20 protein-coding genes are annotated in these 20856 nt (G+C 70.2%); 11 read left to right on the forward strand and 9 right to left on the reverse strand.

The genetic code is table 11. The features are described 5' to 3' along the window. Positions 1-201 precede the first annotated feature (201 nt). From BWR60_RS18520 to BWR60_RS18540, 5 genes are all read right to left on the reverse strand, one after another. Entirely contained in the window at positions 202-1800 is a 1599-nt protein-coding gene (locus BWR60_RS18520; RefSeq protein WP_088152509.1) for a peptide ABC transporter substrate-binding protein, read from the reverse strand. Between the two features lie 227 nt (positions 1801-2027). Continuing rightward, positions 2028-3089 carry a COX15/CtaA family protein gene (locus BWR60_RS18525; protein ID WP_088152510.1) on the reverse strand — a complete coding sequence of 354 codons (1062 nt, stop codon included), beginning with the start codon at positions 3087-3089 and terminating at the stop codon, positions 2028-2030. Positions 3090-3159: 70 nt separating this feature from the next. Beyond that, a complete protein-coding gene (locus tag BWR60_RS18530; RefSeq protein ID WP_088152511.1) occupies positions 3160-3369 on the reverse strand; it encodes a hypothetical protein in 210 nt (69 codons plus the stop codon). Positions 3370-3445: 76 nt separating this feature from the next. Further along, on the reverse strand, positions 3446-4384 hold the full coding sequence (locus BWR60_RS18535; RefSeq protein WP_088152512.1) for a DnaJ C-terminal domain-containing protein: 939 nt from the start codon (positions 4382-4384) through the stop codon (positions 3446-3448). A gap of 89 nt (positions 4385-4473) precedes the next feature. Continuing rightward, a complete protein-coding gene (locus BWR60_RS18540) occupies positions 4474-5442 on the reverse strand; it encodes a Gfo/Idh/MocA family protein (protein WP_088152513.1) in 969 nt (322 codons plus the stop codon). 143 nt (positions 5443-5585) lie between these two features. Between BWR60_RS18540 and BWR60_RS18545 the strand changes: the two genes are divergently transcribed. The 4 genes from BWR60_RS18545 to BWR60_RS18560 all read left to right on the forward strand — a co-directional run bounded on the left by BWR60_RS18545 (position 5586) and on the right by BWR60_RS18560 (position 8092). After that, entirely contained in the window at positions 5586-6329 is a 744-nt protein-coding gene (locus BWR60_RS18545; RefSeq protein ID WP_088152514.1) for an SDR family oxidoreductase, read from the forward strand. 49 nt (positions 6330-6378) lie between these two features. After that, positions 6379-7221 carry a fumarylacetoacetate hydrolase family protein gene (locus BWR60_RS18550; protein WP_088152515.1) on the forward strand — a complete coding sequence of 281 codons (843 nt, stop codon included), beginning with the start codon at positions 6379-6381 and terminating at the stop codon, positions 7219-7221. Between the two features lie 161 nt (positions 7222-7382). Next, complete coding sequence (locus BWR60_RS36420; RefSeq protein ID WP_144445665.1) at positions 7383-7760, forward strand: hypothetical protein; 378 nt, start codon at positions 7383-7385, stop codon at positions 7758-7760. A 149-nt stretch (positions 7761-7909) separates the two neighbouring features. After that, a complete protein-coding gene (locus BWR60_RS18560; RefSeq protein WP_088152516.1) occupies positions 7910-8092 on the forward strand; it encodes a hypothetical protein in 183 nt (60 codons plus the stop codon). On the opposite strand, the gene BWR60_RS18565 is transcribed toward BWR60_RS18560, so the two are convergent. Continuing rightward, positions 8064-9014: a DMT family transporter gene (locus tag BWR60_RS18565; RefSeq protein WP_088152517.1), complete on the reverse strand. Its 951-nt coding sequence runs from the start codon at positions 9012-9014 to the stop codon at positions 8064-8066. The two genes, BWR60_RS18560 and BWR60_RS18565, sit on opposite strands and share 29 nt — an antisense overlap. Then, on the reverse strand, positions 9011-9775 hold the full coding sequence (locus tag BWR60_RS18570; protein WP_088152518.1) for a class I SAM-dependent methyltransferase: 765 nt from the start codon (positions 9773-9775) through the stop codon (positions 9011-9013). The genes BWR60_RS18565 and BWR60_RS18570 overlap by 4 nt, the downstream gene beginning before the upstream one ends. Before the next feature lie 172 nt (positions 9776-9947). Between BWR60_RS18570 and BWR60_RS18575 the strand changes: the two genes are divergently transcribed. The 5 genes from BWR60_RS18575 to BWR60_RS18595 all read left to right on the forward strand — a co-directional run bounded on the left by BWR60_RS18575 (position 9948) and on the right by BWR60_RS18595 (position 14858). After that, complete coding sequence (locus BWR60_RS18575; RefSeq protein ID WP_179221833.1) at positions 9948-10808, forward strand: AraC family transcriptional regulator; 861 nt, start codon at positions 9948-9950, stop codon at positions 10806-10808. Positions 10809-10824: 16 nt separating this feature from the next. Further along, positions 10825-11523, forward strand: a complete 699-nt coding sequence (locus BWR60_RS18580; protein WP_088152520.1) for an AzlC family ABC transporter permease — start codon at positions 10825-10827, stop codon at positions 11521-11523. Further along, positions 11520-11819 carry an AzlD family protein gene (locus BWR60_RS18585; protein WP_088152521.1) on the forward strand — a complete coding sequence of 100 codons (300 nt, stop codon included), beginning with the start codon at positions 11520-11522 and terminating at the stop codon, positions 11817-11819. Before BWR60_RS18580 ends, BWR60_RS18585 begins: the two co-directional genes overlap by 4 nt. A 219-nt stretch (positions 11820-12038) precedes the next feature. After that, positions 12039-13454, forward strand: coding sequence for an FAD-binding oxidoreductase (locus BWR60_RS18590; RefSeq protein ID WP_088152522.1), 1416 nt, complete (start codon positions 12039-12041; stop codon positions 13452-13454). Between the two features lie 54 nt (positions 13455-13508). Continuing rightward, entirely contained in the window at positions 13509-14858 is a 1350-nt protein-coding gene (locus tag BWR60_RS18595) for an MFS transporter (RefSeq protein ID WP_088152523.1), read from the forward strand. Between the two features lie 281 nt (positions 14859-15139). On the opposite strand, the gene BWR60_RS18600 is transcribed toward BWR60_RS18595, so the two are convergent. Together BWR60_RS18600 and acs are read right to left on the reverse strand one after the other, a co-directional pair. Further along, a complete protein-coding gene (locus tag BWR60_RS18600; RefSeq protein WP_088152524.1) occupies positions 15140-15355 on the reverse strand; it encodes a type II toxin-antitoxin system prevent-host-death family antitoxin in 216 nt (71 codons plus the stop codon). Between the two features lie 26 nt (positions 15356-15381). Beyond that, positions 15382-17325, reverse strand: a complete 1944-nt coding sequence (gene acs / locus BWR60_RS18605) for an acetate--CoA ligase (RefSeq protein ID WP_088152525.1) — start codon at positions 17323-17325, stop codon at positions 15382-15384. 240 nt (positions 17326-17565) lie between these two features. Between acs and BWR60_RS18610 the strand changes: the two genes are divergently transcribed. After that, positions 17566-20073 (forward strand): mechanosensitive ion channel family protein, encoded by a 2508-nt coding sequence (locus BWR60_RS18610; protein ID WP_179221834.1) that lies wholly within the window; start codon positions 17566-17568, stop codon positions 20071-20073. Beyond that, positions 20063-20836, forward strand: a complete 774-nt coding sequence (locus tag BWR60_RS18615) for a class I SAM-dependent methyltransferase (protein ID WP_088152527.1) — start codon at positions 20063-20065, stop codon at positions 20834-20836. Before BWR60_RS18610 ends, BWR60_RS18615 begins: the two co-directional genes overlap by 11 nt. The last annotated feature ends 20 nt before the right edge of the window (positions 20837-20856 follow it).

Here is a 20856-nt window from a genome sequence, read left to right on the forward strand (position 1 = left end):
CTATGAGTCCGGTGCGGGTTTCATGCCTTGCAAAAGTCGCAAAAAGGAAAGTGTCGAATCAGGCCTGCGCTTGTTCTTTACTTTCTTCTTGGCCTCATCTCAGCCGCGATTCCGAAACCGGCCGGGTTACGAAACAGGCCGGCGGGATTAGGCCCCGGTCCCGGACCGGATGAAGAATTGCGCCCATGGAATTGTCAGACCTTACCGTGCGACGGAAAGCCACCGCGAAAGATGGAAATCCTGCACATTGTCCGTCCAGCCCTTCACGGCCGGCGAGACGGCGTGCTTGGTGGTGTAGAAATACAGCGGCAGCACCGGCATGTCGGCGACCATGATCTTCTCCGCCTGCTGCAGCAGCGCGCCGCGCTGCTTCGGGTCGGTCGTCTTCGTCGCCTCGGCCATCAGCGCGTCGAATTTCGGGTTGGCGTAGCCGGAGGTGCTCTGGTCGCCAACGTCGCTGAGCTCGAGCTGCAAGAAGGTGAAGGCGTCGTTGTAGTCGCCGAACCAGCCATGCCGCGCGACGTCCGGGAACTCCTTCTTGTTGCGGGTGCTCTGGAACGTGGCCCATTCCTCGTTGTTGAGGGTCACATCCACGCCCAGCGTCCGCTTCCACATCGCGGCGATGGCGACCGCCAGACGCTTGTGGTTCTCGCTGGTGTTGTAGGTGATGGTCAGCTTCAGCGGCTTGTCCGAGCCGTAGCCGGCCTTGGCGTACAGCTCCTTGGCCCTGGCGTCGCGCTCTGCCTGGGTCATGCCGGCCGCCTTCGGCGTCCAGGCCGGGAAGTTGTCGGTGCCGGGCGGTACGAAGCTGTAGGCCGGGACCTGGTCGGCCCGGGTGATGTTCTTGATCAGCACGTCGCGGTCGACCGCCAGCGACAGGGCCTGGCGCAGCTCCGGGCTGCTCTTCCACGGCTCGCGCGTCATGTTGAAGGCGTAGAAATAGGTGGCCAGGAACGGGACGATGTGCAGCTGCTCGGGAATCTCCTTCTTCAAGCTGGGGATCTGCTCGCTCGGCAGGTCGAAGGTGATGTCGAGCTCACCCGCCCGGAACCGCTGCAGCTCCGAGCTGCCATCCTCGGTCGGGAAGTACATCACCGTGTCGATCGCGACGTTCGCGGCGTCGTGGAACTGCGGGTTCCGGACCAGCTTGATGTAGCCCTGCGGCACCGCCTCGGCCAGCTTGTAGGCGCCGTTCGAGACCAGGTTGCCGGGCTTGACGAAGTCGCCGCCGAACTTGTCGACATTAGCCTTGCTGACCGCATAGGTCGACTGGTGCACCAGCGCCGAGACGAAATACGGTGTCGGTGCCGTCAGCTTCACCTCGAAGGTGCGGTCGTCGACCGCCCGGACGCCGAGGGCGTCGAGCGGCTTCTGGCCGTCGCGGATCTCCCGAGCATTGACCACCGGGTCCAGGTAATAGGCATAGGGCGAACCGGTCTTCGGGTCGATCAGCCGCTGCCACGAGTAGACGAAGTCGGCCGCGGTGACCGGCGTGCCGTCCGACCACTTCTCGTCGGCCCGCAGCCTGAAGGTGTAGGTCAGGCCGTCATCCGACGGGGTGACGCGTTCGGCCGCGCCCGGCACCGGATCGCCCTTGGGGCCGTAGGTCATCAGGCCCTCGAACAGGTCGGTCGCGATGTTGGCTTCGGTGTTGCCCTCGATCTTGTGGGGATCGAGGGACGACGGCTCGGCGCCGTTGCCGCGGTTGAGCACCATCTCGGCCGTCGCCGCGCCGGACACGCCGGCCAGAAGGGCGGCGGCCAGAAGCCCGCGCGCCAGGATCCTGCTGAAGCTGTGCATGTGCCTGCCCCCTGCTGCCATGACGGCGAGCGCCCTATGCATGGGCACGCTCGTCATCGGCGTGCCGCCGATGAGCGTGATGGCTGGGACGGTATCGCTTCGACCATAGCCGGGCAATCGATTTCACTGTTCGCCGCAGCTCCGGCGGGGAAACCCCGAATGTCGGACAAGTCGCGGCGGGAAAGCATCAAGTCCGTACGGATTTTGTTCTTGATATCGTCTTGCCGTCATCTGGGTTCCGGAGTCGGCCGGCTGGCGAAGCGCAGCGCCAGCAGCAGCGCCAGCAGCAGCAGGGCCCCGGCCTGGTGCATCGCCCCCAGCCAGACCGGCACCTTGGTCAGCAGGGTGGAGATGCCGAGGCAGAGCTGCACCACCACCATCAGCCCGACCAGATGTCCCCAGCCGACCACCGGCGTGCGGCTGCAGCGGAAGGCGAGGGACAGCACCACCAGGGCGGTGCCGATCGCCAGCCAGCGATGGGTGAACTGCACCAGGGCGGTGTTGTCGAACCAGTTCAGCCAGGCCGGGATGATGCTGAAGGATTCCGGCGGCAGCAGCCGCCCGTCCATCAGCGGGAAGGTGTTGTAGACCTGGCCCGCGTCCAGCCCGGCGACGAAGGCGCCCCAGCACATCGTGACGGCGACGCAGGCGATGGCGATCGAGGTGTGCCGGCGCAGCGACGGCGCCCGGGCGAAGTCGCCCAGCCGCGGCAGCGTCAGTCCGTAGGCGGCCCACAGGATCAGGGCGTAGAGCAGCACGGCCAGGCCGAGATGCGCCGCCAGCAGATAGTGGCTGACCGACGGCCGCTCGTTCAGGCCGCTGGCCACCATCAGCCAGCCCAGCACGCCCTGCGCCCCGCCCAGCACCAGCAGGCCCAGCAGGCGCAGCCCGAGCGGCCAGCCCAGCGCCCGGCGCCAGGCGAACCAGGCCAGGCCGGCGGCGAAGACCAGGCCGGTCAGCCGGTCCCAGAAGCGGTGCAGCCACTCCCAGAAGAAGATGTGCTGGAACGCCTCGAGCGACATGCCGGCGTTCATGTAGCGGTATTGCGGCGTCGCCTTGTAGGCGGCGAAGGCGTCGGCCCAGGCCTGGTCGGACAGGGGTGGCAGCGTGCCGGTGATCGGCGCCCATTCGACGATCGACAGGCCGCTCTCGGTCAGCCGGGTGATGGCGCCGATCACCGCCGCGGCGAAGACCATGGCGGCGCTGAGGAACAGCCACGCGGCGACGGGGCGCATGGCCGATGCGGCGGCGGGCGGGCGCAAGGCCGCGGCGGCTAGGGTCGACTGCATGGGCTCGGCTTATCGCGCCGGCCCGCGGCGGCGTCAAATCTGCTTTTGTCGCAGGGGCCGACGCTGCGCCTCAGGCGCTGGCGTCTGCCAGATCCAGGCGCCGCTCGATCCGGTCCAGACGGGCCTCGACGCGGTCGATGCGTCGTTGGACGCCCGCCAGATTCTCCTCCACCGAAGTCATCCGGACCTTGAGGTCGTGCACGTCTTCTGCCAACCGATCGACCTTGTGGTCGATCTGGCGGAGATAGCGAAGGATCAGGCTCTCAGGGGCGTCCGTCATAGGGCCACTCTGGCAATAGCCATGTCTCCAATATGGCAACGACCGCCCCCGCTGTCCACGGCGCGGCCCGGGAGGCCTACCGCACCTTGCCCTTGCGCGGGTCGTAAGGGTGGCGGGCACCCCACTCCTCGACGAAGCGCGCCAGCTCCGGATCGGCCGGGTCGGGCAGGGTGACGGCCAGCTTCACATATTGGTCGCCGCGGCTGTCGCCGGTCGGGCTGCGCACGCCCTTGCCCTTCAGCCGCAGCACAGCACCGCTGTTCGACCCCTTGGGGATGGTCAGCATCACCGGGCCGACGAGGGTCGGCACCTCGACCCGGCCGCCCAGCACCGCCTCCTGCAGCGACACCGGCAGGGTCATGCGGATGTCGCTGCCGTCGCGCTCCAGCACCGGGTCGGGGATGATGCGGACCTCGATCAGCGCGTCGCCGGGCACGCCGCGGCTGCCTTTCTCGCCCTGGCCGCGCAGCCGGATGGTCTGGCCGTCGGTCAGCCCGACCGGCAGGGTGACCTTCAGCGACCGGCCGTCGGCCAGCGTCACCGTGGTCTCGCCGCCTTCGGTGGCCAGGCGGAACTCGGCGCGCAGCGTGTAGCTGATGTCGCGGCCCTTGCCGCCGCCCCTGCCGCCGGCCCGGGCGCCGCCCTGGCCGAACATGCCGCGCAGGATGTCGTCGATGTCGCCGGCATCGGTGAAGGCGTCATAGCTGTCGGCGCGCTGGTAGCGGGTATCGCCGGCGCGACCTCCGGCCCCGGCACCGGGCCAGCCGCCGGGGCGGCGGGCATAGGCGCGCTCGGCGCCGGTGGCGTCGATCTCGCCGGCGTCGAAGCGGCGGCGCTTCTCGGCGTCGCTCAGCAGGTCATAGGCGCCCGACACCGCCTTGAACCGCTCCTCGGCGCGGGCGTCGCCCTGGTTCAGGTCGGGGTGGTGCTTCTTGGCGAGCTTGCGATAGGCCCGCCGGATCTCGTCCTCGCTGGCGGTGCGGGGCACGCCCAGCACGGCATACGGGTCATCCATGGCTCGGATCTCTGGGGGTAAGTCTTTGATCCGAAGACTTGATATCTGGACGCCCCGGTTTCAACGCTTCCCTCCCCCTCCCGCGAGATTCAATTTCCGGTTGCGTCGTCGTCCTGGAAGCGCCGGCGCCAGTCGGCCAGCTGATGGGTGATGTCCAGCGCCGCCGCCAGCGCGGCCCGGCCCTCCGGCCCGCTGACAGCTGGCGGGCGGCCGTTGCCGACGCTGTCGAGGAAGCTCTGGATCTCCAGCTTCAGCGGGTCGCCGTTCTCGAATTGCTGCTCTTCCTGGTACAGCTCCGGCTGGCCGTCGCGGCCGCGGATCTTACGGATGAAGGTCAGCTTGGCCTCGCTGAGATCGACCATGATGTAGCCGTCCTGCTGGAAGATCCGCATGGTGCGGTGGCGCTTCCAGCTGACCCGGCTGGCCGTCACCGCCGCGGTGCAGCCATTGGCGAATTGCAGCCGGGCGTTGACGATGTCGTCGGCCTCGCTCAGCACCGGGGCGCCGACGGCGTCGATCCGCTCGACCGGCGATCCCACGATCTTCAGCACCAGGTCGATGTCGTGGATCATCATGTCGAGCACGACATTGACGTCGGTGCCGCGCGGCTTGAAGGCCGAGATGCGCTGGCATTCGATGTAGCGCGGCCGGTCCAGGATCTTGGTCAGCCCCTGCACCACCGGGTTGAAGCGCTCCAGATGCCCGACCTGCAGCACCAGCTTGCGGTCGGCGGCCAGGCGGCTCAGCGCGTCGGCCTCCTCCAGCGTGTTGCTGATCGGCTTCTCGATCAGCACGTGGATCCCGGCCTCCAGGCAGGTGCGCGCGGTGTCGAAATGGGCGTTGGTCGGCGTCGCGATGCTGACCGCGTCGACCTGGCCGATCAGCTCCGACAGGTCGGTGACGGCCCGGGTGCCGAGCTTCGTCGCCAGCGCCTCGGCCCGGCCCAGATCGGTGTCGCAGACCGCGACCAGCTCGGCCTCGGGCAGCTCGGCATGCTTGGCGGCGTGCAGGCTGCCGAAATAGCCCGCCCCGATCACCGCGGTCCGGGTCCGCTTCATGACGTCTCCACGCTCGTCAGCAACACTCTTTCCTCTTCCTAACGCCCTTGCCCACGCTTTGACCAGCGGTGATACGCTTCCGGCTTGACGGGCGGGCCCTCCGGGGCGAGGAATACGTCCGACTTAACAACCGGGCGGGCGAGATGGCTGGCAGGCTGGCGGGCAAGACGGCGGTGCTGACCGCGACGGGGCAGGGGATCGGCCGGGCGGCGGCGCTGGCCTTCGCCCGCGAAGGGGCGACGGTCTACGCCACCGACATCAACGAGGCGGCGCTGCAGTCGCTGGCGGCCGAGGCGCCGGGCATCAAGGTCTCCCGGCTCGACGTGCTCGACCACGGCGCGATCAAGGCCTATGCGGCCGAACGCGGCGCCGTCGACGTGCTGTTCAACTGCGCCGGCTTCGTCCATGCCGGCACCATCCTCGACTGCGAGGAGAAGGACTACGACTTCTCCTTCAACCTCAATGTCCGCTCGGCCTACCACATGTGCCGGGCCTTCCTGCCGGCGATGATCGCGGCCGGCGGCGGGTCGATCGTCAGCGTCGCCTCGGTCTGCTCCTCGATCAAGGGCCTGCCGAACCGCTTCATCTATGGCGCCACCAAGGCAGCGCTGCTGGGGCTGACCAAGTCGATCGCCGCCGATTTCGTCGGCCAGGGCATCCGCTGCAACGCGATCTGCCCGGGCACGGTCGAGACGCCGAGCCTGCACGACCGCATGGCGGCGCAGGGCGATGTCGAGAAGGCGCGCGCCGCCTTCGTCGCCCGGCAGCCGATGGGCCGCCTCGGCACCGCCGAGGAGATCGCGTCGCTGGCCGTGTACCTGGCCTCGGACGAGGCCTCCTACCTCACCGGCCAGGCGATCAACGTCGACGGCGGCATCACCATCTGACCCGCGGCTTCCAGCCGCCCACCACCCGAATTCCAGGGAGAGAACACCGATGAAGCTGCTGCGCTACGGCCCCGTGGGGCAGGAGAAGCCGGGCCTGCTCGACGCCGAGGGCCGGATCCGCGACCTGTCGGGCGTGGTCCCCGACATCGCCGGCGAGGCGCTGACCCCGGCCGGCATCGCCCGGCTGAAGGGCCTCGACCCGGCCACGCTGCCGGTCGTCTCCGGCAATCCGCGCTACGGCGCCTGCGTCGCCGGCACCGGCAAGTTCATCTGCATCGGCCTGAACTATTCCGACCACGCCGCCGAGACCGGCGCCACCGTGCCGCCGGAGCCGATCATCTTCATGAAGGCCACCAGCGCCATCGTCGGCCCGAATGACGACGTCGAGATCCCGCGCGGCAGCGAGAAGACCGACTGGGAGGTCGAGCTCGGTATCGTCATCGGCAAGCCGGCCAAGTATGTGTCGGAAGCCGACGCGATGAGCCATGTCGCCGGCTTCTGCGTCATCAACGACGTGTCCGAGCGCGCCTTCCAGACCGAGCGCCACGGCCAGTGGACCAAGGGCAAGAGCTGCGACACCTTCGGCCCGACCGGCCCCTGGCTGGTGACGCCGGACGAGGTCGGCGACTACGACAACCTGCATATGTGGCTGGAGGTCGACGGCCACCGCTACCAGAACGGCTCGACCAAGACGATGGTCTACAAGACGCCGTTCCTGGTCAGCTATCTCAGCCAGTTCATGGGGCTGCGCACCGGCGACATCATCTCCACCGGCACCCCGCCGGGCGTCGGCATGGGCCAGAAGCCGCCGAAGTATCTGAAGGCCGGCCAGACCATCCGCCTCGGCATCGAGAAGCTGGGCGAGCAGGCGCAGAAGACCGTCCAGGCCTGAGGACCAGTGTTCGGATGGCACGGGGCACTATGCCCCCGTGTCATCCGTCGCATTAAATTGGGTTAAATCGACTTGCCGTCCGCGACGGCAACGCACCATCTCTTCGTGTGATTGGGGACACGCCCGCTTCGGCGTGCCGCGTTCAGACGAATGGTGTCACCATGCTGAAGCTGTTCCACGTCAATCCGCGCCGCACTGCAGTGCTCGCCGCGATCGGCGCCGCCCTGGCGCTGCCGCTGATGGTCTCCACCCCGGCCGAGGCCTGGTGGCGCGGCGGAGGCTGGGGCTGGGGAGGAGGATGGCATGGCGGCTGGCATTCCGGTGTCAGCATCGGCATCGGCCTGCCGCTCTACGCCCCGCCGCCGGTCTATTATGCGCCGCCGCCCCCGGTCTACTACGCGCCCCCGCCGGCCTATTACGGCCCGCCGCCGGTGGTCTACCAGGCGCCGCCGCGCGTGGTCTATGCCGCGCCGCCGGCCCGGGTCTGGGTTCCCGGTTATTGGAGCCGCGGCCTCTGGGTCGAGGGCCATTGGCGCTGAGCTGACGCGCAGGCCCGCCACTCGGATTTTCCGCGCCGGCTGTGCCCGCGGTCACAGCCACGCCGCGCCAATTCCGTCAAGGTAAGGACGCGCCTCGGTCGGATGTCCGGCCGGGGCGTTGCGCTGGAATGCAGCGCGGAGTTGGAGAAATGAGCCTCATCGGAACGACCGGCTTCGCGCCGGACGATACGGTGGCGCAGAGCGGCGGCTGGCGTACTTCGAAATCGGAGAGCCGGTCCGCCTGCGTGTCCTGGTCGGAGGTCGCGGTCGCCTGGGTGGCGATCCCGGCCGTCCTCGGCATCATCACGGCGATCGTCGCCGCGTTGTCTTAGCCTCCGGCCGGCGGCGCGGCAGGGTGAGCAGCCCGACGCCGCCGAGCACCAGAAGCGCCCCCACAACCTGAAGCCCGGTCATCGCCTCGTCCATCCCGGCCCAGGCCAGAAGGATGGTCGAGACGGGACCGAGCGCCCCCAGCAGCGCCGCCCGCGTGGCGCCGATCCGCTTCAGCGCCTCGCTCGTCGCCCAGACCGGCAGCACCGTCCCGATCAGCGCGATCCAGGCGGCGATGCCCAGCACCTTGCCGGACACCAGCAGGTGGTCGGCCGGGCGCAGCACGAAGAACTGGGCAATGCAGGCGACGCAGGCCGCCATCATGGCGATGGCGGTGAAGCGCGTGCTGCCGATCCGCGGCACCGTGCTGCTGCCCCCCACCAGATAGCCGGCATAGGCCAGCGCGCTGAGCAGGATCAGCCCGGCGCCGCCCAGCCGGGCCGCGTCGAATCCGGCGGCGGAAGCGTCCAGTACCAGGGCCAGCCCGGCATAGGCGACCGGCAGGCACAGCATCTCCCGCCGCTGCGGCCGCCGGCCGAGCAGCAGCGCCGACAGCGCCAGCACGAAGGTCGGGTACAGGAACAGGATGATCCGGCCGAGGCCGGCCGGCACCGTGCGCAGCCCCAGGAAATCGCAATAGCTGGCGATCCAGTAGCCGAGCAGGCCCAGGGCCGCGGTGCGCAGCAGGTCGCCCGGCGACAGCGGCCCCGCGGCGCGGCGCCGGCTCCACGCCCACATCGCCACGAAGAAGGGCAGCGACAGGCCCATGCGCAGCGCCAGCAGCGTCTCGGCGTCGACACCCTCGGCATAGCCCAGCCGGATCAGCACCGGCCGGGTGGAGAAGGCGAGGACGCCGAGGATCGCCAGCAGATAGCCGACCGCCTCGCCGCGCCGTCCGCTCTCGGCCTCCGCCGCCGCGGTCACGGCGCCAGCGTCGCGGCGAAGCGCAGCCGGACGTAATCCGCGCTCCAGTTGCCGGACTGGTCGCGCAGGCTGGGCGCCAGCAGCGCCTGCACCTCATCCAGGATCGGCGCGCGGTCGGCGTCGTCGATGCCGCCCAGGAAGGGGTTGGCGAAGGTGTCCAGCCAGCCGCGCATGCCGGTGGGCAGCGGCGTCGGCCGCGGCACCAGCCCGATGCTGTCGACCCGGAAGCCCTGCGCCTCCAGCTTCGCGGCGTATTCGGCCGGGGTCGGGAAGAACCAGGGGAACCGGGCGGCGCCGTCCAGGCCGCGGGCGTTCAGCGCCGCGACCAGGGCGGTGACGATCGCCGCGACATTGCCGTGGCCGCCGAACTCGCCGACGAAGCGGCCGCCCGGCTTCAGCGCGCGGCGGACGCCGGCAATGACGGCGTCGGCGCCCTTCATCCAGTGCAGCGCGGCGTTGCTGAACACGGCGTCGAACTCAGGCCCGAAGGCCAGGGCCTGGCCGTCGGCGATGCGGGCGTCCAGCCCCAGGGCGCGGGCGGCGGCCACCAGCTCGGCCGAGGCGTCGGCGCCGACCACAATGGCGCCGGCCCGCACCAGCCTGGCGGTCAGGGCGCCATCGCCGCAGCCGAGATCGAGGATGCGCTCGCCGGGCTTCGGCGCCAGCAGCTCCAGCACCGGCTGGCCGAGGTCGGCGACGAAGCGGGCGTTGCGGGCATAGCCCTCGGCGCTCCAGGACTGCACTTCCTTGATCGTGCTCATGGCGTTCGTTTCCTGTGGTACGGGCCCCTTGGTACCGCCAGACTATCGCCCCGGCAGCGTGTCCGCCGCCAATGCCCGCTGGGTGTATCGGTCGTGACGGTGCAAAGCGGGCCCGCTCCGCCATGCCGATTTTCTACAAGACGCGTCCGGCGCCGGCCCTATGATCGGGCCGATGGACAGCATCACGCAGGAACAGGCGGTGGCGGCCGAGCCGCTCGCGCAGGGCGAGCGGTCGCGGTTCTTCACGGCGTCGGGCTTCGACGGGCTGGAATGCCTGGAGGCGACGTTCCGCATCCATCGCTATGCCTTGCACATGCACGAGACCTACGCCATTGGCGGCATCTTCGCCGGCTGCGAGACCTTCCTCGCCCGTGGCGAGCAGCGCTATGGCGGCCCCGGCGACCTCGCTCTGGTCAACCCGGAGGACGCGCATGACGGCGAGCCCTATGGCGGCGGCTATCGCTACCGCATGACCTATCCTTCGGTCGCGCTGATGCGGCGCCTGGCGTCGGAGATTGCCGGCCGGCCGGTGACCGAGACGCCGTTCTTCCCCCAGCCGGCAGTGCACGACCCCGACACCGTGGCCCTGTTCGCCGAGGCCTTCGCCGCCCAGGCCAGGGGCGACGCCCTGGCGATGGACGAGCTGCTGCTGCGCGCCTATGGCCGCTGCCTGATCCGCCACGCCGCGTTCCGCCCGGCCGAGCCGGCTTCGGATTCGGGCCGGATCGCCCGGGTGACCCAGCTGATGCGCGACCGCTACGCCGAGGAGCTGTCGCTCGACGATTTCGCCGCCGAGGCCGGGCTGTCGCGCCACCACCTGATCCGCGCCTTCCGGCGCGAGCTGCGGATGACGCCGCACGCCTATCTGTTGAACCTGCGCGTTCAGGCCGCCCGCCGCCGCCTGCGGGCGGGCGAGGCGCCGGCCGAGGTCGCGGCCGCCACCGGCTTCTGCGACCAGGCCCATCTGACCCACGCCTTCAAGGCGCGGCTCGGCGTCGCCCCCGGCGCCTACCGGGCCGGCTTCCACCCCTGACCCCATCGGCTGCCGCATGACCCGAGACCTCCGGCGCGATGCCCTGGACGGCATCCGCGACATCCTCCCGCCCGCCATCGCCGCGATCCCGATCGGCCTGCTCTGCGGCGCGCTCGGCGCCGCCAAGGGTCTGTCGCCGGCCGAAATGGCGCTGATGTGTGCGCTGGTCTTCGCCGGCGGTGCCCAGTTCGCGGCGATCGACCTGTGGTCCTGGCCGGTGCCGGTGGCGACGCTGGTGGTGTCGACCCTGCTGATCAACTCCCGCCACATCCTGATGAGCCTGTCGCTGGCCCGCCGCACCGGCCATTTCACCTGGGGGCAGCGCCTGCTCGGCTATGCCGTGCTGGCCGACGAGAACTGGGCGATGGCGGAGCGGCGGGCCGCGGGGCGCGCGCTGACGCCGGCCTATTTCCTGGGGATGGGCGGGTTCTTCTACCTGAACTGGCTGGTGTGGGGGACGCTCGGCGCCGTGGTCGGCGCGGCGATCGGCGACCCGGCCCGGATCGGCGCCGACTTCGCCTTCACCGCCCTGTTCATCGGCCTGGTGGTCGGCTTCTGGCGCGGCCATCGCAGCACATTCACCATCGCCGCCAGCCTGGTCACCGCCGCGCTGGTCTACCGCTTCGCCGGCCCGCCCTGGCATGTCGCGGCCGGGGCGCTGGCCGGCATCGCCGCCGCCTGGCTGGCCGCGGAGCCCGAGGAGGTGCCGGCGTGAGCGTCGATCCCGCGACCCTGGCCGCCATCCTGGGCATGGCGGCGGTAACCTATCTGACCCGGATCTCCGGCCTGTTCCTGGCCGGGCGGCTGCGGCTGCAGGGCCGGATGAAGGCGGCCTTCGACGCGGCGCCGCCGGCGGTGCTGACCGCGGTGATCGCGCCGATGGTGCTGGCCACCGGCTGGCCCGAGACCGCGGCGGCGCTGGTCACCGCCCTTGCCGCCACCCGCCTGCCGCTGCTGGCCACCATCCTGGTCGGCGTCGTGGCGGTGGTGGCGCTGCGCGCCGTCGCCTGACCGTCCTTTCCGTCCTCCGAGCCCTGCTGACAGGTCACCGCGCGGCCGGGCGCGGGCGCTTTCCCGTGCCTGAACGGTTTGTCCGACATTCACCATTGCCTCACTAACATGTCAGATGTTATGTCTGACATGAAACAGCGGATTGGATGCCCGGAATAGGCATTGCATCCCCGGCGCGGCGAAGCGCGGACGGCAGGTCCGGGCGAGAGGGAGGACAGGATGGTGCAGCAGGCGACGGCCCCCGACCGGCTTCCGGATGCCCTGATCCCGTCCCTGGCCGCCGCGCTCGGCGCTGCTTCGGTCCTGGCCGGCCCCGACATTCCGCCGCGCAACGAATCCGACTGGAGCACGCTCGGCCCGCTGCGGCCGCTGGCGGTGGTCCGCCCCGTCGACACGGCGGGCGTGGCCGCGGCGATGCGGATCTGTGCCGAGCACGGCGTCCCGGTGGTGCCGCAGGGCGGGCTGACCGGGCTGTGCGGCGGCGCGCGGCCGGTCGCCGGCTCGGTCGCCCTGTCGCTGGAGCGGATGGTGGGGGTGGAGGAGGTCGACACCGCCTCCGCCACCATGACGGTGCGGGCCGGCACGCCGCTGCAGGCGGTGCAGCAGGCGGCGGACGAGGCCGGCTTCTTCATCCCGCTCGACCTCGGCGCCCGCGGCTCCTGCGCCATCGGCGGCAACCTCTCGACCAATGCCGGCGGCAACCGGGTGATCCGCTACGGCATGGCGCGCGAGATGGTGCTGGGGATCGAGGTGGTGCTGCCGGGCGGCGAGGTCGTCACCAGCCTCAACAAGATGCTGAAGAACAATGCCGGCTACGATCTGAAGCACCTGTTCATCGGCAGCGAGGGCACGCTGGGCGTCATCACCCGGGCGGTGCTGCGCCTGTTTCCGAAGCCGGGTTGCACCATGGCGGCGCTGTGCGGCCTGTCCAGCTACGAGCACACGGTCCGGTTGCTGAACGCCGCCCGGCGCGGGCTGGGGCCGCTGCTGTCGGCCTTCGAGGTGATGTGGCCGGATTATTGGGACGTGGTGACGCAGAAGGTGCCGGGCATCCGCAGCCCGATCTCCGGCGGCCATGCCGGCTATGTGCTGGTCGAGGCGCAGGGCATCGACGAGGCGGTGGACGGGCCGCGCTTCCAGGCCTGGCTCGAACGCCAGGCCGAGGAGGGCGTGATCGCCGATGCGGCGGTGGCGCAGTCGCTCAGCGACATCCGCGCTTTCTGGGGCGTGCGCGACGCCGCGGCCGAGTTCAAACAGGTGCTGGGGCCGCATGAATCCTTCGACATCGGCCTGCCGGTGGCGGCGATGGACGACTACGTCCGGGCCTGCCGCGCGGCGCTGGAGCAGCGCCTGCCCGGCATCTTCGCGCTGTTCTACGGCCATATCGGCGACGGCAACCTGCACATCGTCGCCGGCGTGCCCGGCGTCGAGCCGCAGCCGAAGCAGGAGATCGTCGAGACCGTCTACGCCATGGTGCGCGAATTCGGCGGCACGGTGTCGGCCGAGCACGGCATCGGCCTGACCAAGAAGCCGTTCCTGCCCTATGTGCGCAGCGAGGCGGAGCTGGCGCTGATGCGCCGGCTGAAGGACGCGCTGGACCCGCGCGGGCTGCTCAACCCCGGCAAGGTCCTGTAGCCCGATCGCCCGGACCGGCCCGGGCGAAACCAAAGCAGCCGAGAGGGAGCCAAGATGACGACGACACCACCGGCGCCGGCAGCGGCGCCGCCGGACGAGGCCGTGCTGGACCGTGCGATCCGGCGGGCGACGTGGCGGCTCGTGCCGTTCCTGATCCTGATGTACATGATGGCCTATCTGGACCGGGCCAATATCGGCTTCGCCAAGCAGGCCTATCAGGCCTCGACCGGCATCAGCGACGCGGTCTTCGCCTTCGCCGCCGGCATCTTCTTCCTGACCTATGCCGCCTTCGAGGTGCCCAGCAACCTGATCCTCCATCGGGTCGGGGCGCGGGTCTGGATGGCTCGGATCATGGTGACCTGGGGCATCGTCGCGGCGGCCATGGCCTTCGCCCATGGCGAGACCGCCTTCTCGGTGATCCGGCTGCTGCTCGGCGCGGCCGAGGCCGGCTTCTTCCCCGGCGCGATCCTGTTCATGACCTATTGGTTCCCGGCCAAGGCGCGCGGCCGGGTGATGGGGCTGTTCTATTTCGGCTCGCCGCTGGCGCTGATGCTCGGCGGCCCGGTCTCCGGCGTGCTGCTCGACCTCGACGGGCTGTTCGGCCTGCATGGCTGGCAGCTGATGTTCCTGATCGAGGGTCTGCTCGCCTCCCTGGTCGGCGTCTGGGCCTATTTCTATCTCACCGACCGCCCGTCCGAGGCGCGCTGGATGTCGGCCGAGGAGCGCGAGGCGCTGAGCCGGGCGATCGCGGCGGAGGAGCGGGAGAAGCAGGCGGCCGGCCGGGTCGGCTTCCGCGCGGTGCTGACCGACCCCAGGCTGCTGCATTTCGCGGCGATCTATTTCCTGATCCAGATCAGCGGCTACGGCGTCGCCTTCTACCTGCCGACCCAGGTCGCCGCCCTGCTGGACATGAAGGTCGGGCTGATGGTCGGCCTGGTCTCGGCGATTCCCTGGGCCTGCGCCATCGTGGCGGCGACATTCTGGCCGGGCCTCGCGGTGCGCACCGGCTACCGCCGCAGCTTCGCCTTCGTCTCGTTGCTGGGGATTGCCGCCGGCCTGGTGATCTCGGCCAATGCGCCGCCGGCGATCGCCATCGCGGCGCTGTGCCTGACGACGATGGGGATCATCACCTCGCAGCCGATCTTCTGGACCTTCCCGACCGGCTATTTCGGCGGCGCGGCGGCCGCGGGCGGGATCGCCGCGATCAATGCCATCGGCAATCTCGGCGGCTTCTTCGCGCCGAACGTCAAGACGGCGGTGGAGCAGGGCTTCCAGTCCACCGCGGCGGGGCTCTATGTGCTCGCGGCGGCCGGGCTCGTCGCCGCGCTGCTGGTGACACTGCTCCGCCCCGGCGCCGGCCCGCGCACCGATGTCAGGCTGCGCGCGGCGACGGTGCGTGCCTGACCGGCAATCGCAAGGTGCTATGCGTGGCCTCTCCCGCTTGCGGGAGAGGTCGGACATCCGAAGGATGTCCGGGTGAGGGCCAGCGGCCTTGCCGCGCTCACAGGCCTCGCCGCGAGCGAGCGCACGAACCAGCCCATCCTGTAGCGGTGATCCGGGCTTCACCGCCGCGAAGCCCTCACCCGGAGCCGCTGGCGCGGCTCCGACCTCTCCCGCAAGCGGGAGAGGCGACGCGTACTACACCGACTGATCTGCGAGCTCCATAGCCTGCAGCCGAGGGATCCTCACTTACGAGAAGGCAGCTCGATCTCGATCCCGGAAGGCGCATGCTGGATCAGCCAGCAGCCGAGATGTTGGTCGTCAGGTCTCGTCAACGCGGCGAAAGCCTCGGCGGAGATCACCACGCAGGGATCTCGCGTTCCGATCACCTGCGGCTCGCCAGCCCTGGCGCGCCGCAGGATTTCGGACAGATGGACCTTCGCGTCTTCAACGGTCCACACGGCATTCTCCCGTCGCGAAGCGGCGCCTACCCCCGGTTCATCCGGTTGTCGACCAGGTCGGTCACCACCGCCGGGTCGGCCAGGGTCGAGGTGTCGCCCAGCGCCTGATGCTCGTTGGCGGCGATCTTGCGCAGGATCCGGCGCATGATCTTGCCGGAGCGGGTCTTCGGCAGGCCCGGCGCCCACTGGATCAGGTCCGGCGTGGCGATCGGGCCGATCTGCTTGCGCACCCATTGCGCCAGCTCCTTGCGCAGATCCTCGGTCGGTGCCTCGCCGGCGATCAGGGTGACATAGGCGTAGATGCCCTGGCCCTTGATGTCGTGCGGATAGCCGACCACCGCGGCCTCGGCCACCTTGGCATGGGCGACCAGCGCGCTCTCGACCTCGGCGGTGCCCATGCGGTGGCCGGAGACGTTGATGACGTCGTCGACCCGCCCGGTGATCCAGTAGTAGCCGTCCTCGTCCCGGCGGCAGCCGTCGCCGGTGAAATACAGCCCCTTGAAGGTCGAGAAATAGGTCTGGACGAAGCGCTCATGGTCGCCGAACACCGTGCGCATCTGGCCGGGCCAGCTGTCGGCGATGCAGAGATTGCCCTCGGTCGCGCCGTCCAGCGGCTTGCCGTCATTGTCGACGATCAGCGGCTCGACGCCAAAGAAGGGCAGGGTGGCGGAGCCGGGCTTCTGGGCGATGGCGCCGGGCAGCGGGGTAATGAGAATTCCGCCGGTCTCGGTCTGCCACCAGGTGTCGACGATCGGGCAGCGGCCGTCGCCGACAACGCGGTGGTACCACAGCCAGGCCTCGGGGTTGATCGGCTCGCCGACCGAGCCGAGCAGGCGCAGCGAGGCGCGGCTGGTGGTCTTCACCGGCTCCTCGCCGTCGCGCATCAGGGCGCGGATCGCGGTCGGGGCGGTGTAGAAGATGTTGACCTTGTGCTTGTCCACCACCTGCCAGAAGCGTGAGGTGTCCGGATAGTTCGGCACGCCCTCGAACATCAGCGTCGTGGCGCCGTTGGCCAGCGGCCCGTACAGGATGTAGCTGTGGCCGGTGACCCAGCCGACATCGGCGGTGCACCAGTAGATGTCGCCGTCATGGTAGTCGAACACATACTGGTGCGTCATCGCGGTGTAGACCAGATAGCCGCCGGTGGTGTGCAGCACCCCCTTCGGCTTGCCGGTCGAGCCGGAGGTGTAGAGGATGAACAGCGGATCCTCGGCCCCCATCTCCTCCGGCGGGCAGTCGGCGGAGACCTTGGCGGCAGCCTCGTGCAGCCAGAGGTCGCGGCCCTCGGTCCAGCCGACCTTGCCGCCGGTGCGGCGCACGACGATGACGCTGTCGACCTCCGGGCAGCTCTTCAGCGCCTCGTCGGCATTGGCCTTCAGCGCCACGGCGCGGCCGCCGCGCAGCCCCTCATCGGCGGTGATCAGCACGGTCGAGCCGCAGTCGAGGATGCGGTCCTTCAGGCTGTCGGGCGAGAAGCCGCCGAACACCACGGAATGGACGGCGCCGATCCGGGCGCAGGCCAGGAGGGCATAGGCCGCCTCCGGGATCATCGGCAGGTAGATGGTGACCCGGTCGCCCTTCTTGACGCCGCGTGCCTTCAGCACGTTGGCCAGCCGGCACACCTGCTCGTGCAACTCGCGATAGGTGATGTGGCGGCTGTCCTTGGGGTCGTCGCCCTCCCAGATGATCGCGGTCTGGTCGGCGCGCTTCGCCAGGTGCCGGTCGATGCAGTTGTACGCGGCGTTCAGCGTGCCGTCGGCGAACCAGCGGATATGGACGTCGCCGGTGTAGCTGGTGTCCTTCACCTTGGTGAAGGGCTTGATCCAGTCGACGCGCTTGCCGTGCTCGGCCCAGAAGCCCTCGGGATCGCTGATCGAGCGCTCATACATCGCCTTGTACTGGGCGGCATCCACCCAGGCGCGCTTGGCCCAGTCATCGGACACGGGAAACAGGCTGGTGTCGCTGCTCATGGGGTCTCCCCGATCGATCGTTTCTCACCGTGCCGGCCAGGTGGGCGCGCCCCGGCCGATTGATCCCGCATTCATAGCAAGATGCCCCCGTCCCTGGCCACGGCCTGATCGCGTCCCGCTTCGCCCGGTAATCGGATGCATTGCTGCTGCGACGCCAGGCGGTCTCGCCTTCTTGTCGCCGCTTTGGCATGCAGGGTGGAGGCTTCTCCCACCCCATCGCGGTTATTCACCCGGCCGGTCATGACCCTTCGCGCGCTGTTCCCCCGCCTGCTGCTGCTGTTCGGCCTGGTCTGCGCCGCCCTGCCGGCCGCGGCCCAGACCAACCCGGATTTCGACCAGCAGAACGCCGGGTGGCAGAGCACGCTGCGGCAACTCTACGTCAAGCTGTCGGTGCAGAACCTGTCCGACGACGACTACAACGGGCTGCGCACCCAGCTGGCCGCCGTCAGCGACCAGGCCCAGGCGGCAGCCGATGCCGCGAATGACACCCTCGGCAAGATCAAGCAGGTCAGCGACGCGCTGGGCCCGCCGCCGGCGGAAGGCGCGCCGCCGGAAACGGCCGATGTGACGAAGCAGCGGCAGCAGCTGGCGGATGCCATCGCCAAGTTCTCCGGGCAGGTGCGGCAGGCCGAGGCGATCAAGACCCAGGTCCAGATCCTGCAGCAGACCGCCGATGCCGCCCGCGTCGACCAGTTCCGGCGCGACCTGCTGACGGTGGCGCCGGCCGCCTTCGACCCGAAGACCTGGGAGCCGATCCCCGACCAGGCCGGCTATCTCGGCGCTCGGCTGCTGCTGCCGCTGCAGGACCGGTCCGGCCCCGGCTGGGACGGGGTGGGCGAGATCGCGCGCCGCATCCTGTTCGCCGCCGCCGTCCTCGGCATCGGCTGGCTGGCGCGGCGCTGGCTGCTGGGGCGCTTCGGCCGCCGCCCCTCCGAGACCGTGCCGACCCTGCGGCGCCGGGTGGCCGCGGCGCTGGTGCACACCGTCGCCCATGGCGTGCTGCCGGCGATGATGACGCTGGCGGTCGCGATCGTCTGCGCCGGCTGGCTCGGCGACCGCCCGGCCAGCTATGTCGCCCTGATCGTCCTCGGGGTCCTGGCCTGGGGCATCGTCGCCTATTTCGTCGCCTCGGCCGCGATCTCGGCGGCGCTGACGCCCGACGATCCGCCCTGGCGCCTGATCGACCTGACCGACGCCTCGGCCCGCACCCTGTGCCGCCGGCTGCGGGCGGCGGCGGTGGTCTGGGCCGTGGCCGGGGTGACGCTGGCCATCGCCGACGGCCGCGTGTTGATGCAGAACGAGCTGCGGTCGCTGCTGGTGGCGTCGGCGCTGGCTGCCGGCGCGCTGGCGCTGCTGTCCCTGCTGCCGGGATCGCTGTGGGGTTATCGCGCCGATCTCGAAGCCCTGCCGGAGGGGGAGCCGGCCGATGACGCGCGGGCGGCCGCCCGGCCGTCCGGGCGCTGGCCACGCGCGCGGATCCTGGCCGCCCTCCTGACCGTCGCGGTGCTGGTTGTCGCGGTGATCGGCTACCAGAAGCTGGCGCTCTACATCACCTATCTGCTCGCCGCCGCGATCGGCATCGGCGCCGCTGCCTTGATCCTGCGCAGCGTGGCGCAGGAGGCGATCGGCCGGTTCCTGACCCAGCCGGTCGGGCGCATGGCCCGGATGCGCCATTCGCTGTTCCCCAACGATCGCGGCCTATGGGTGTTCGAGACCGGCACCGGCCTCTGCACCGACATCGTCATCGGCCTGGCCGCGCTGGTGGCGCTGGCGCCGGTGCTGGGGCTCAGTGGCACCGACCTGTCGGCGATCGGCACGGCGGTGCTGGACGGGGCGACGGTCGGCGGCGTCCGCATCGCGCCCCTGAACATCCTGGGTGCCATCGTCGCCTTCACCGTCGGCATCGTCGCCACCCGTTTCCTGCAGCGCCGGCTGGACACGCATTTCATCGAGAAGCTGCAGATCGACCGCGGCCTGAAGAACTCGATCCGCACCGGCATCGGCTATCTCGGCGGGCTGATCGTCGCCATCTTCGCTGTCGGCCTCCTGGGGCTCGATCTGTCGAACCTGGCCCTGATCGCCTCCGCCCTGTCGGTCGGCATCGGCTTCGGCCTGCAGAACATCGTCCAGAACTTCGTCGCCGGCCTGATCCTGCTGGTCGAGCGGCCGGTGAAGGTGGGCGACTGGGTGGTGGTCGGCGGGGCCGAGGGCACGGTGCGGCGCATCAGCGTCCGCGCTACCGAGATCCAGACCTTCCAGCGCGCCTCGGTGATCGTGCCGAACGGCAACCTGATCTCGTCCCAGGTCGTCAACTGGACCCACAAGGACAAGAACGGCCGGGTCGACATCCCGGTGTCGATCGCCGCTTCGGCCGATGTCGAGAAGGCGCGCGAGATGTTGCTGGCGATTGCCAAGGAGGACAAGCGCATCAGCGCCTTCCCGGCGCCGGTGGTGGCGTTCAAGAGCTTCGCTTCCGGCACCCTGGACCTCGAGCTGCGCTGCCACATCTCGGATGTCGACAATTTCGCCGGCGTCGGCACCGATCTGCGCTTCGCCATCTGGAAGGCGTTCCGCGAGGCCGGCCTCGCCTTCCAGCCGGCGACCGACATCTCGCTGCCGCAGGCGGTGCAGGTGCTGGCGACCGCGGTGCGCGAGCGCGACGGCGCCCGCAACGAGGCGGCGAACGGCGACGGCCCGGGAGGGGGCGGGGGCGAAAAGGCGGCGCGGGAGCCGTCGCATGCTGCATGACCTCGGCCGCGTCGTCGGCGCCATCGCCCGCGACCGGCTGGACGAGGCGGCGGTGTACCGGCGCGAGCGGCTCTACGCCCGGCCGCGGGCGCCCGCCGGGCCGCCGGGCGTGCTGGAGTGCCCGATCTGCGGCACCCGGGCCCGCCGCTTCCTGCGCTTCGGCCTGGAGGGCCGGCGCAACGCCATGTGCCCCGGCTGCGGCAGCGTCGAGCGGCACCGCTTCCTCTGGCTCTACCTCACCGCCCGGACCGACCTGCTGACCGGTCGGCACCGGGTGCTGCATGCGGCGCCCGAGCCGTGGCTGGAGGCGCGGCTGCGCGGCCTGCCGAACCTGCGCTATCGCTCGCTCGACCGCTTCAACCCCTTCGCCGATGTCCAGGCCGACCTGACGGCGCTGCCCTTCGCCGACGGCACCTTCGACGTGGTGATCGCCAACCATGTGCTGGAGCACATCCCCGACGATGCGGCGGCGATCGCCGAACTGGCGCGGGTGCTGCGCCCGGGCGGCCGCGCCGTGCTGATGGTGCCGTTCGACCCGAAGGGGCCGACGCAGGAGGGGGCGGGGATCGCCGACCCCGCCGAGCGGATGCGCCGCTTCGGCCATCCCTATCACTACCGCATCAACGGCCGCGATTTCCCCGACCGGCTGGCGGCTGCCGGGCTGGCGCCGATGGCGGTCGACAGCCGGGCCCTGCTGCGCCCGCATCTGCGCCGCCGCTTCCGCGTCAACCGCAACCACCTGTTCGACTGCCGGCGGCGCTAGATCGCCCGGCGGCTGGACAG

Origin of the sequence: Inquilinus limosus (assembly GCF_002195995.1) — a bacterium.
Taxonomy (GTDB): domain Bacteria; phylum Pseudomonadota; class Alphaproteobacteria; order DSM-16000; family Inquilinaceae; genus Inquilinus; species Inquilinus limosus_C.